We start from the raw sequence: 12,979 nt of genomic DNA on the forward strand, positions 1-12,979 counted from the left end.
AAAGGCAAACAATAGCTAATGACAGCGCAATTTGAACATGTATCCGTTTTGATGGATGAGACTATCGATGCCCTTGCAATTAAGCCAGACGGTATATACATGGATGGCACATTTGGACGTGGCGGTCATTCAGGGCAAATATTAGCTCGCCTTGGTGATGAAGGTCGTTTGCAAGCAATCGATCAAGATCCACAAGCAATACAGTCTGCTGAAAAGTTTGCAGATGACTCTCGTTTTGCAATTGCTCATAGTCGCTTCTCTAAACTTTACGAAGTAGCAGAGCAAAACGATCTCATTGGTAAAGTCGATGGCATTTTATTGGATATAGGTGTGTCGTCACCACAACTTGATGACGCTGAGCGTGGTTTTAGTTTTATGAAAGACGGCCCGCTTGATATGCGAATGGACCCAACAACTGGGCGAAGTGCAGCACAGTGGTTAGCTGAGGCTGAATTAGATGATATTACCCATGTAATTAAAAAACTGGGTGAGGAAAAGTTTGGTAAACGTATTGCTCATAAAATTCTTGAGATCAGAGAGCACACGCCAATTACTACAACTAAGCAGCTTGCTGATTTAGTTGATGAAGCAGTGCCGGTAAAAGATAAGTTTAAGCACCCCGCGACCCGTACTTTTCAAGCAATTCGTATTTACATAAATAGCGAACTAGAAGAAATTCAAACTGCGCTGCAGTCTGCTGTTAACGTGCTTAAGCCTGGTGGGCGTTTAGTGGTTATTTCGTTTCATTCATTAGAAGACCGTATTGTTAAACAGTTTATTAGAAAACAGAGTAGGGGAGAAGCATTACCCAGAGGTCTGCCTTTAACTGACGCTCAAATAAATAAAAATCTGACGTTAAAAGCAGTGGGTAAAGCTATTAAACCAAGTGCTGCAGAAGTTCAGCGAAATCCACGCTCTCGTAGTTCAGTACTTAGGATTGCACAGAGATTGGGATGAGTAAAAAAGCGAATCATCGTCAACCACCCAACTTATTTTTTGAAATAGTTAAAGGTCTAGGAGCGAATGCGCTTACCTCGGCTTTGTTGGTTGTGATATTCGCTTCTTGTTTTACTGTTGTACAAATAACCCACCTTTCACGTGGTGAGCTAATTAAACAAGATATGCTATTGCAAGAGCGTGATGAGCTTGACTTGGAGTGGCGTTACTTACTGGTTGAAGAAGAGTTTTATTCGCAGCATGCGCGTATTGAAGAAGTTGCTATATCGCAGTTAAAAATGAAACGGCCGACAAGCCAAGACGAACAGGTAATAATATTACAATGAGAACGCGAGGGAAAAAACCAGCAAATAACTTAATTACATGGCGTTTCATGCTAGTGTGCGCTGTTGTGTTTATGGTGTTTGTAACCTTGGTATCTCGCGCTGCTTATTTACAAGTCATTGAACCTGATAAAGCGCGTTCTGAAAGTGACAAACGCACCGTACGTGTTGAAAAACTACATGTGCAGCGCGGAATGATTTTTGACCGCAATGGCAAAGAACTCGCTGTAAGCGTACCGGTAGTTAGTGTTTATGCTGATCCTAAGGCACTTCATAAATCACTCGTCGCTAAAGTTGTTAAACAAGCGCGTAAAAGTGGTGAAGATCAACAATCACTAATAGATAATACCGCAGAGCTTAATAAGCGCACCGCACTATATTACAAAAACGATATGCGTTGGCGTGAACTCGCTGATGTTTTACGTATTGACCCAAAAAAAATAAACACACGACTTTTAGATGATCCGACTCGTCGATTTGTTTACCTCAAGCGCCAAGTTACTCCTGCCGTCGCTAATTACATTGGCGATTTACGCCTTGCTGGCATTCATTTATTAGATGAATCTAAACGTTATTATCCTGCGGGAGAGGTTAGCGCGCATGTTATTGGTTTTACCAATATTGACGGGAAAGGGATTGAAGGCATTGAAAAACTTTACGAAAACGCATTAACAGGTGAAGAAGGCCGCCGTACTATTCGTAAAGATGCACAGGGGCGCGAAGTTGAAGTATTGGATGAACGCGAACGCGTAGAGCCAGATAGCATTGCGCTTAGTATTGATCAACGTATTCAAGGTATTGCTTATAAAGCAGTAAAATCAGCGGTATTAACTTATAAAGCAACGTCGGGCTCAGCGATGGTAGTTGATGTCAAAACCGGTGAAGTACTGGCAATGGTAAATAGTCCCTCATTTAACCCAAATAATTTAACTGACGCTGCTCCACATAAACGCCGCAACCGCGCAATTACCGATTTGTTTGAACCAGGCTCAACCGTTAAGCCTCTAGCCATTTTGGCTGGGCTAGACTACGGCGCAATTCAGGCTGATGATAAAGTTAATACGTATCCGGGTTGGATGCGTTTGGGAGGGAGTTTAGTTAAAGATACTCGCAACCATGGCGAAATGACATTACGTGAGATTTTAAAATACTCTTCAAATATGGGAGTGGCTAAAATCACGCAATTAGTGCCTAAAGATTACCTCGTGGGTTTATATGAAAAAGTAGGATTTGGTAGTGATACTGGTACTGGCATGGTAGGTGAAAGCAGTGGTTTATTTTATCCAAATCGTCGTTGGTCAGATTTCGAGATTGCCACTTTATCGTTTGGCTATGCCATTTCAGTAAGTACTGCTCAAATGGCGCGTTTTTATACCATGTTGGGTGCTGGTGGCGTTAATCGGCCATTGACGATTTTAAAGCAAGATAATATTCCAGAAGGTGATCGTGTTTTTAAGCAAAAAGACGTAGAAGCCGTCGTTAGCATGATGGAAAGTGTGTTTGAAGAAGGTGGTACTGCGCACAAAATTAAGGTTGATGGTTACCGTGCCGCTGGCAAAACGGGGACTTCTAAAAAAGCCGTTGCAGGTGGGTATGGTGATGAATATGTAGGTTATTTTGCTGGTATTGCACCTGCAAGTGATCCGCGTTTGGCTGTGGTAGTTATGATTAATGAACCAGGTGGTGATGTGTACTATGGAGGTGCTATTGCTGGCCCTGCATTTGCAGAAATCATCTCTAACGCATTAAGAATATTGAACGTTGCACCAGACAAGGACGAGGTTGCGTACGTAAAAGGTAAAGATAACGATGCGTGATTTAAAGGAAATTTTAAAATACATAGATATTGATGCGCCTTCGCAGTTGGTAAAACACTTACGCATTGATAGTCGTGAGGTAACGGCAGGTGATGTATTTGTTGCTATTAAAGGCCATTCACTTGATGGCGGACAATTTATTGCTAAAGCAATTGAAAATGGCGCAACAGCTATTATTGCTGACAGATTATGTGAATTTGAAATAGGCTTTGAACCACTGTATTTGGTGTCGGAGCTTGATAAAAAACTTCCAGAACTAGCAAGCCGTTTTTATGAACAACCTAGTCAATCACTTGATTTGATAGGTGTAACAGGTACAAATGGTAAATCGACCACCACAGCAATGATTGCCCACTTAGCGCAATTTTGTAGTACTGAGTCCGCTATTATAGGCACTTTAGGTTATGGTCATCCTGATAACTTAATTCCACTGATAAATACCACGCCATCTTCCGTAGATTTACAACATATTTTGAGCGACTTAACGTTGCAGCATAAAAAGCTGGTGGCAATGGAAGTATCGTCTCATGGGCTTGTACAGCAGCGGGTTGCACAGTGTTATTTTAAAGCGGCTGTGTTTACGAACCTCTCGCGGGATCACTTAGATTACCATGGTGATATGGCAAGTTATGGTGATGCGAAATTAATGCTATTTCGTGATTTTGAACCTCAGGTTGTAGTGCTTAATCAAGATGATTCTCAAGCTGAGCAATGGCTTGAAAAATACGATTTTAATAATCTTATTTGTTATGGCCGTAAAAACTTAATCCCAAAAAATGCTCAGTACGTTTATTTTTCTGATGTTGAATATTCAAGTGACGGTATTTCGGCGCAGTTATCGACTAGCTGGGGTGATATATCAATTAAATCACCGCTGTTTGGCGAATTCAACTTATATAACTTAACGGCAGCGCTTGCGACCCTATTAGGGTTAGGCTATCCGCTTGAACAGTTAATTGTAGGTTGTGCGCAATTACAACCAGTGGCGGGTCGAATGCAAGCATTTAGTCAAGCTGGTATGCCAACGTGTGTGGTTGATTACGCACACACACCGGATGCGCTTGCGCTTGCTTTACAAGCATTACAGCAGCATGTCCCAGGTGGTGTGAGTTGTGTATTTGGCTGTGGTGGTGATAGAGATAAAGGTAAACGAGCACTCATGGCGCAAGCCGCAGAGCAAAACGCGGATAAAGTTATTATTACCAGTGATAACCCTCGCTCAGAAGATCCCAATGCAATTATTGCCGATGTGGCAGCAGGCTTAACGGACCCAAGAAAGGCGCATTTAGAGGCCGATAGAGCAACAGCCATCAGCTATGCAATAAATAATGCTAAAGCGGATGAGGTAATATTGGTTGCAGGTAAGGGCCACGAAGACTATCAAATTATAGGCGATGAGCGCATCGATTTTTGCGATCGCCGCTATGTACAAGAACAACTAAAAAAAGCAGTAAGAGGGATAAAACAATGATCCCAATGGATTTTAATTGGTTAGCTAATGTGCTAACAACCGATTATCAAGGTGATAATCTAAATGTGTTAAACATAAACACCGATACTCGCACAGTGTGCGAAGGGGAAGTGTTTCTAGCACTCAAGGGGCCAAATTTTGATGGTCATAAATTTATAGCCGAGGCTAAACAAAAGGGCGCTATTGGCGTTATTGTTCAGCACAAAGTTGATGTAGATATTGCGCAATTTATAGTGAGTGATACACGTATTGCACTGGGCGTCATTGGCACTGCTGTTATGGCGCAAGTTGCACCTAAAACAATTGCGATTACAGGCAGTGTGGGTAAAACCACGGTAAAAGAAATGTGCGCCGCTATTTTGTCGGTTCACGGTGATGTATTAGCCACTAAAGGTAATTTTAACAACGATATTGGTGTGCCACTGACGCTATTGCGTTTAGAACCACAGCATCGCTTTGCAGTTATTGAATTGGGCGCAAATCACTTAGGCGAAATAGCCTATACCACGGCAATGACAAAACCTGATGTGGCTGTTGTGTGTAATGTTGCCGCAGCACATTTAGAAGGCTTTGGTAGCTTAATGGGCGTTGCAAAAGCTAAAGGTGAGATTTTTGATGGCCTCAAAGATAATGGGGTTGCCATTGTTAATTGCGATAGTGAATTTAGTCAGTACTGGTTAGACAAGCTCAAAAATAAAAATGTTAAGTGCTTATCAACGATCAAAAAACTCGATATTTGGGCAGAAGACATTTCACTTGATAAAAATGCGCGTGCAAGCTTTACGCTTTGTACTAAAAGTAAAAAGCTACCCGTTACTTTAGCACTGCCAGGTAAGCACAATGTGGGTAATGCGCTTATTGCAGCAGCACTTACCAGCGAGTTTAATGTAAGCCTTGAAGAAATAGCCAATGCACTTGCCACAATGAATGATGTAAAAGGGCGCGTTAATTTAATTGAAGTATCTGATTTACTCACTGTAGTGGATGACACTTACAATGCTAACGTTAAGTCGGTAAAAGCAGCCATTGATTTATTAAGCGACATGCAAGGTCACCGAATTTTAGCGTTAGGGGATATGGGGGAACTTGGCGAAGATGCACGAAAGTATCACCAAGAAGTCGGTGAATACGCTCAACAACAAGGCATCGACGAGTTATTTACGTTAGGGGTATTGAGTAAATGCGCGAGCGATGTGTTTGAGCTACCTAACCGTCATTTTTCGAATCGTGAGCAAATGCTTCAACACATTCAAACAAGTATTAATAAAGTGAATGAAAAAACAACAATAGTCGTGAAAGGATCGCGCAGTTCTCGCATGGAATTATTAGTAACCGATTTAGTTAATGGCCAGCAACAAGCCATCAATGGAGTATCATAATGTTAGTTTGGCTGGCTGAGTATTTAACACAGTATTTTAGTGGTTTTCATGTTTTTTCGTATTTAACGCTACGCGCCATTTTAGGTATTTTAACGGCACTAACTATGTCTCTTTATTTAGGGCCTAAGTTAATTCGTGGTTTGCAACGCATGCAAATAGGTCAAACAGTTCGAGACGATGGTCCGCAATCGCATTTATCTAAGTCGGGTACGCCGACTATGGGTGGCCTGCTTATTTTAGCGGCTATTTTTACCAGTACACTCCTTTGGGCTGATTTATCAAATAAATATGTGTGGGCCACACTGTTTGTAATTGGCTCGTTAGGTATTGTTGGCTTTGTTGATGATTACCGTAAAGTTATTCGTAAAGATCCAAAAGGTCTAATTGCTAAGTGGAAGTACTTTTGGCAATCGGTCATTGCATTAGTTGTGGCGACTGCCTTGTACTTTACAAGTACACAGGCATCAGAAACTTCACTTGTTGTGCCATTTTTTAAAGATGTGCTGCCACAACTTGGTTTATTTTATATTGTGATTACTTATTTTGCTTTGGTAGGCACCTCAAATGCGGTAAACCTTACCGATGGACTTGATGGCTTAGCCATTGTGCCCACTATTTTAGTGGCTTCAGCGTTGGCTATTATTGCTTATTTAACGGGTAATATTAACTTTTCGGCTTACTTACATATCCCGCATTTGCCGTTGGCGAGTGAACTTGTTGTTGTATGTACCGCCATAGTAGGGGCTGGGCTTGGCTTTTTGTGGTTTAACACTTACCCAGCGCAAGTGTTTATGGGGGATGTAGGTTCATTAGCTCTAGGTGGTGCCTTGGGCATTATTGCAGTGTTAGTTCGTCAAGAGTTACTACTTATTATTATGGGTGGTGTGTTTGTTATGGAGGCGTTGTCGGTAATATTACAAGTTGGCTCGTATAAATTACGTGGGCAACGGATCTTTAGAATGGCGCCAATTCATCATCATTATGAATTAAAAGGCTGGCCAGAGCCGCGTGTTATTGTGCGCTTTTGGATTATTTCTATTGTGCTAGTACTCGCTGGCCTTGCGACATTAAAGATTCGATAAATGCAGTATTTAAACGAGATAAAAAACAAAAAAATAACAGTGCTCGGACTCGGTATAACCGGTCTGGGCATTGTGCGTTTTTTATTATCTCACGGTATTACACCTAAAGTAGTTGATAGCAGAGTAAACCCACCGGGAATTGATTGGCTTAAAGAGTATGCACCAGCACTGACTACCCACTTTGGTGATTTAGATAACGCAGCACTTTGCTCAAGCAATATGATTATTGTAAGCCCCGGCCTTAGTTTGAAAATACCGGCAATTGCTCTGGCAATTAGCAATGACGTTGAAGTTATTGGTGATGTAGAGTTATTTGCGCGTATTAACACAAAACCGGTTGTTGCAGTAACGGGCTCTAATGGTAAATCAACCGTGGTGACACTTGCCTATGAAGTACTAAAAGAAGCCGGCTATAAAGTTGCATTAGGTGGAAATATTGGCACGGCGGTGCTTGATTTACTTGATGATAAGTTTGATGTGTATGTATTGGAGCTATCTAGTTTTCAACTAGATACTACCAAAAGTTTAAAGCCTATAAGCGCAACTGTATTAAATGTATCTGAGGATCACCTAGATCGTTACGATAGCTATCAAGCTTATATAGATTCAAAACGCAGTATTTATAATTGTGCAGAGCTTATTGTAGTCAATGCCGACGATAGTCAAACACATCCTGTTGAGCCTAGTACAACCCCCCAAATTAGCTTTGGTGCTCAACAAGGTGATTTTTATTTAGCGCAGTACAATAACGAAACTCATTTTATGCTTAAAGGCGATGCCTTTTTACCTGTGAGTACGCTAGCTGTGGTAGGTAAGCATAATTATTTAAATGCACTAGCAGTTATGGCGCTTTTAAGTCCTTTTGAAGTAAGCAAAAAGCAATATAAAAACGCGTTAGGTCAATTCAATGGGTTGGCTCATCGCTGCCAATTTGTAGCTGAGCTTAACGGTGTAAAGTATTTTAACGATTCAAAGGCGACCAATGTTGGAGCCACTATAGCTGCAATAGACAGTTTAGCTAGTGACGGTGAGAATCTTATTGTTATTGCTGGTGGCGATGCCAAAGGCGCTGATTTAAATGCGCTTAAACCTTACATAGAACAGCATGTAAAAGCATTAATTTGTTTTGGTAAAGATGCAAGTGACTTAGCTGTGATTACCAATAAGAGCTATTTAACAAACAATATGGAAGAAGCCGTTGCTTTGGCCAAAGTACTTAGTAGCGCAGGCAATATTGTTTTATTAGCACCTGCGTGCGCCAGTATAGATATGTATAACAATTATATGCAGCGTGGTGATGACTTTGTTCAGTGCGTTCTAGCAGATCAAATATGATTGCTTTTGCTGATATAAAAGACGCATTAACGCCCAAGCCTTCAGGGCAGTTATACGACGTGCCGCTATTATACTGTGTAATAATGCTTATTGGTGTTGGTTTTATAATGGTTACTAGTGCGTCAATGCCTACCGCAGAGCGATTATTTAACGACCCCTACCATATAACTATTCGCCACAGCATGTTTTTAGCGATGGCCCTTGTACTTTTTTGGATAACTGTTTGCGTACCAATGGATTGGTGGAAACGTTCAAATCCTTATCTGTTGATACTGGGCATGGTGTTATTAATTGCTGTATTGATAATTGGACGTGAAGTAAACGGTGCAAAAAGATGGATACCCATTGGTCCCGTAGGCTTTCAGGTCGCAGAGGCTGCTAAATTATATTTCTTTAGTTATATAGCAGGCTATTTAGTAAGAAAGCGCGAAGAAGTACAAGAAAATATAAAAGGCTTTGCAAAGCCCATTGCTGTATTTGCTGTATATGCGCTGCTTATTTTACTGCAACCAGATTTGGGCACCGTAGTGGTAATGTTTGTAACAACCGTTGGTTTGTTGTTTTTAGCCGGTGCGAAGTTATGGCAATTTTTTGTATTGATTTTAACTGGGATTGGTCTCGTAGTTTTACTGATTATTGTTGAACCATATCGTATGGCTCGAGTTGTTGGTTTTTTAGATCCTTGGGATGATCCGTTTGGCAAAGGTTATCAATTAGTGCAGTCACTAATGGCTTATAGCCAAGGCGGTTGGTTTGGTCAAGGGCTAGGTAATAGCGTACAAAAACTGCAATATTTACCAGAAGCACACAATGACTTTATTTTTGCTGTAATAGGCGAAGAACTTGGTTTATTAGGCGTTGTAAGTATTTTAATGGTACTCGGTACCTTAGTATTTAGAGCCTTATTAATTGGCCAGCAAGCACTAAGATGCGGTAAAGAATATGAAGGTTACTTTTCGTTTGCTATTGGTATTTGGTTTGCATTTCAAACCATGGTTAATGTAGGCGCGAGTGCTGGTATTTTACCAACAAAAGGCTTAACACTGCCGTTTATTTCTTATGGTGGTTCAAGTTTATTAATAATGACGATAGCCACGGGTATTTTATTACGCGTAGATTTTGAAACTAAGATGGCAACCAAGCAAGCCACCTCACGCGGAGGTAAGCGATGAGCAAACGATTAGTAGTAGTGGCTGGTGGAACGGGCGGTCATATTTTTCCTGGCATTGCGGTAGCTGACTATTTAAAGCAGCAAGGTTGGCAAGTTAGCTGGATAGGCACACCAGATAGAATGGAAGCGCATGTTGTACCAAAGCATAATATAGACATTGACTTTATTAATGTAAAAGGCGTGCGTGGTAATGGGTTAAAACGCCTTATAAAAGCCCCATTTATGGTGCTTAACGCAATACTGCAAGCGCGTAACGTTTTAAAAAAGCAGCGTCCTGATGTCGTACTCGCTATGGGTGGGTATGTGACGGGTCCAACGGGAATTGCTGCTAAAAGTTTAGGTATCCCATTGGTGATCCATGAACAAAATGCTGTTGCAGGAATGAGTAATAAATGGCTCGCTAAATTTGCAGATCGTGTATTAGCTGCTTTTCCAAGTGCTTTTGCGCATGGTACTGCTGAGCTTGTTGGTAATCCGGTACGTCAAAGCGTTATTGACATACCTAAGCGCGAAATATCAAGCCCTATCAATATTTTAGTAGTAGGTGGTTCGCTTGGTGCACAAGTGCTCAATCAAACATTGCCTGAAGCATTTAAAATGTTGAGTAATGCCACCGCAATAAGTGTATGGCACCAAACGGGGAAAGGGCATCTAGGTAGTGTAGAAGACGCTTATAAATTACATACTTTTGATGATAATAAAATAAAGATAGCTGAGTTTATTGATGATATGGATGCAGCGTATGCTTGGGCTGATATTGTTATTTGCCGAGCGGGCGCATTAACTGTTAGCGAAATTGCAGCCGCAGGGAAAATGGCTGTTTTTGTTCCGTTTCCACATGCCGTAGACGACCATCAAACCGCGAATGCGCAATACTTAGTTATGGCAAATGGGGCATTGTTAATGCCACAAGGGCAGTTTAACAAGCAATCAATAGTTGAACTTTTAAGCCCCTATTTAGCCAAGCCAATATTAATTAAACAAATGGCAGCAAATGCTCATAAACAAGCCATTTTAGATGCCACAGAATGCGTTGCAATGCACTGTGAGCAAGCAACAAATAAGAGAGTGTAAGTGAAAGAAACATCATTACAAGAAAAACACACACGACCTGCAATGCGTCGAATTGAAACAATACACTTTATCGGTATTGGTGGTGCGGGTATGGGCGGTATTGCTGAAGTACTCGCTTTTGAAGGTTACCGTATTACAGGCTCAGATATTGCGCATAGTGCAATGACAGACCGTTTAATTAAAGCGGGCGCGGAAGTCTTTATTGGGCATCACGAAAACAACGTAAAAGATGCCAACGTAGTGGTCGTTTCAAGTGCAATTGACGAAACAAACCCTGAAATAATTGCAGCAAAAGCAGCAAGAGTTCCGGTTGTGCGCCGTGCAGAAATGTTAGCTGAGTTAATGCGTTTTCGCCACGGTATAGCGATTGCGGGAACGCATGGGAAAACGACCACAACGAGCTTAATTGCGAGTATTTACGGGCAAGCAGGGCTAGATCCAACGTTTATTATTGGTGGTTTACTCAATAGCGCCGGAAGTAACGCGAAAGTAGGTAAAAGCGATTTTTTAATAGCAGAAGCAGATGAAAGTGATGCATCGTTTTTACATTTACAACCTATGGTTTCAGTGATCACTAATATTGAAGAAGATCACATGGAAACGTATGGCGGTAGCCTTGAAAAAATGAAAGACACGTATGTGGATTTTATTCATAATTTACCGTTCTATGGCTTAGCTGTTGTGTGTATTGATTCGGAAGTAGCTGCTGAGCTCATCCCGCGTTTTGGCCGCCCTGTTATTACGTATGGCGAATCAAGTGATGCAGATTATCGGATGGGCAATTTTAGCCAATCGGCTAATACTTGTGAGTTTACCGTGACTAATAAGCAAGGTGAGAGCTTAACGGTAAAGTTAAACATGCCAGGTAAGCATAATGCACTTAATGCCACCGCAGCAATTGCTGTAGCAAAAGATCAAAATATTGCGAATCACGCAATTTTAGAAGCCCTACAAAAATTTGAAGGGATTGGTCGACGTTTTCAACACTATGGTGAATTTGAAAATGAACGCGGTAGTGTGATGCTCGTTGATGATTACGGACACCACCCATCAGAAGTTGCTGCCACAATTGCAGCTGCACGTGAAGGCTGGCCAGATAAACGCTTAGTCATGGTTTATCAACCACATCGCTTTACCCGTACACGCGACTTGTACGAAGATTTTGTTAAAGTGCTTGCTGACGTCGATCAACTATTACTGCTTGACGTGTATAGCGCCGGTGAGGAACCCATTTTAGGTGCCGATAGTAAAAGCTTATGCCGCAGCTTACGCCAACGTGGTAAAGAGCCATTGCATGTAGCTTCAAGTGGAGAGCTTGCTGGTATGCTGGCCGAGTGCTTACAAAATAACGATTTAGTATTAACCCAAGGTGCAGGTAATATAGGGCAATTAGTAAAAACCTTAGCTGCAACGGGCATGTCGATAGAAAAACTTAAACAAGGTGAAGTATGACTCAGGTAAATGCACAGTTTGGTAAAGTAGCGGTATTGCTAGGTGGAAACTCAGCAGAGCGTGAAGTGTCATTAAAATCTGGTCAAGCCGTTTTAAATGCACTGCAAAACAGTGGTGTTGATGCAATTGCATTTGATCCGCAAACTCGTTCATTATGGGAGTTAAAAGAACTAAACATAGAACGTGTTTTTATTGCGCTACATGGTCGAGGTGGTGAAGACGGTACTGTGCAAGGTGCGCTTGAATTTATGAACTTGCCTTACACGGGGAGTAATGTACTCGGTTCAGCACTTGCTATGGATAAAGTGCGCTGTAAGCATTTATTTAAGTCGGCCGGATTAAGTACGGCACCTTATACCGTTGTTGATGCTAAAAAAGGCTTCGATGCATCTTCAATAATGAATAAATTTAAAAAGGTAATGGTTAAGCCATCGCATGAGGGCTCAAGCATCGGTATGGCACAAGCAAGTACAGTACAAGAGCTTGAAAAAGCGCTGGCAAATGCATTTAAATTTGATAGCCAAGTGCTTGTCGAGCAATGGATTACTGGACGCGAGTTCACCGTGACGATATTGGGTGATGAAGTACAGCCAGTAATTGAAATGACGACCCCGAACGGGTTTTATGATTACCAAGCTAAGTATCAGTCAAGTTCAACGCAGTATCATTGCCCTGCAGATTTATCAGAGCAAGATACTAAGTACTTACAAGCTATATCGTTAGATGCGTTTGATTTAGTGGGTGCAAGTGGGTGGGGTCGTGTTGATGCAATGCAAGACGAGCAAGGGCATTTTTACCTACTAGAGGTAAATACAGTCCCAGGTATGACCGAAAAATCGCTAGTACCAATGGCAGCAAAAGCAAATGGGGCAAGTTTTGAGCAATTAGTTGTTCGCATTTTGGAGCAAACGCTTTAAT

General features: G+C 41.5%; 11 protein-coding genes. All 11 read left to right on the plus strand.

The genetic code is table 11. The features are described 5' to 3' along the window. Positions 1 to 18: 18 nt before the first annotated feature. Genes rsmH through ACJJVZ_RS06585 form a run of 11 tightly spaced genes read left to right on the plus strand, consistent with a single transcriptional unit; the run spans position 19 to position 12,978 of the window. Complete coding sequence (gene rsmH / locus ACJJVZ_RS06535) at positions 19 to 957, plus strand: 16S rRNA (cytosine(1402)-N(4))-methyltransferase RsmH (RefSeq protein WP_405599137.1); 939 nt, start codon at positions 19 to 21, stop codon at positions 955 to 957. Beyond that, positions 954 to 1,283, plus strand: a complete 330-nt coding sequence (gene ftsL / locus ACJJVZ_RS06540) for a cell division protein FtsL (RefSeq protein ID WP_077535979.1) — start codon at positions 954 to 956, stop codon at positions 1,281 to 1,283. The genes rsmH and ftsL overlap by 4 nt, the downstream gene beginning before the upstream one ends. Beyond that, positions 1,280 to 3,097 (plus strand): penicillin-binding transpeptidase domain-containing protein, encoded by a 1,818-nt coding sequence (locus ACJJVZ_RS06545; protein WP_405599141.1) that lies wholly within the window; start codon positions 1,280 to 1,282, stop codon positions 3,095 to 3,097. Before ftsL ends, ACJJVZ_RS06545 begins: the two co-directional genes overlap by 4 nt. Next, entirely contained in the window at positions 3,090 to 4,568 is a 1,479-nt protein-coding gene (gene murE, locus ACJJVZ_RS06550; RefSeq protein WP_405599143.1) for a UDP-N-acetylmuramoyl-L-alanyl-D-glutamate--2,6-diaminopimelate ligase, read from the plus strand. The genes ACJJVZ_RS06545 and murE overlap by 8 nt, the downstream gene beginning before the upstream one ends. Next, on the plus strand, positions 4,565 to 5,947 hold the full coding sequence (murF, locus tag ACJJVZ_RS06555; RefSeq protein ID WP_405599145.1) for a UDP-N-acetylmuramoyl-tripeptide--D-alanyl-D-alanine ligase: 1,383 nt from the start codon (positions 4,565 to 4,567) through the stop codon (positions 5,945 to 5,947). The genes murE and murF overlap by 4 nt, the downstream gene beginning before the upstream one ends. After that, positions 5,947 to 7,029: a phospho-N-acetylmuramoyl-pentapeptide-transferase gene (gene mraY / locus ACJJVZ_RS06560; protein ID WP_077535975.1), complete on the plus strand. Its 1,083-nt coding sequence runs from the start codon at positions 5,947 to 5,949 to the stop codon at positions 7,027 to 7,029. Before murF ends, mraY begins: the two co-directional genes overlap by 1 nt. After that, complete coding sequence (murD, locus tag ACJJVZ_RS06565; RefSeq protein WP_405599147.1) at positions 7,030 to 8,364, plus strand: UDP-N-acetylmuramoyl-L-alanine--D-glutamate ligase; 1,335 nt, start codon at positions 7,030 to 7,032, stop codon at positions 8,362 to 8,364. Then, entirely contained in the window at positions 8,361 to 9,536 is a 1,176-nt protein-coding gene (gene ftsW, locus ACJJVZ_RS06570) for a cell division protein FtsW (protein WP_077535973.1), read from the plus strand. Before murD ends, ftsW begins: the two co-directional genes overlap by 4 nt. Continuing rightward, positions 9,533 to 10,609, plus strand: a complete 1,077-nt coding sequence (gene murG, locus ACJJVZ_RS06575; protein WP_193156304.1) for an undecaprenyldiphospho-muramoylpentapeptide beta-N-acetylglucosaminyltransferase — start codon at positions 9,533 to 9,535, stop codon at positions 10,607 to 10,609. Before ftsW ends, murG begins: the two co-directional genes overlap by 4 nt. Further along, positions 10,610 to 12,061, plus strand: coding sequence for a UDP-N-acetylmuramate--L-alanine ligase (murC, locus tag ACJJVZ_RS06580; RefSeq protein ID WP_405599150.1), 1,452 nt, complete (start codon positions 10,610 to 10,612; stop codon positions 12,059 to 12,061). It begins immediately after the preceding gene. Further along, complete coding sequence (locus ACJJVZ_RS06585; RefSeq protein ID WP_182701932.1) at positions 12,058 to 12,978, plus strand: D-alanine--D-alanine ligase; 921 nt, start codon at positions 12,058 to 12,060, stop codon at positions 12,976 to 12,978. The genes murC and ACJJVZ_RS06585 overlap by 4 nt, the downstream gene beginning before the upstream one ends. Position 12,979 lies beyond the last annotated feature (1 nt).

Origin of the sequence: Pseudoalteromonas sp. Ld19 (genome assembly GCF_045064135.1) — a bacterium.
Taxonomy (GTDB): Bacteria; Pseudomonadota; Gammaproteobacteria; order Enterobacterales; family Alteromonadaceae; genus Pseudoalteromonas; species Pseudoalteromonas aliena.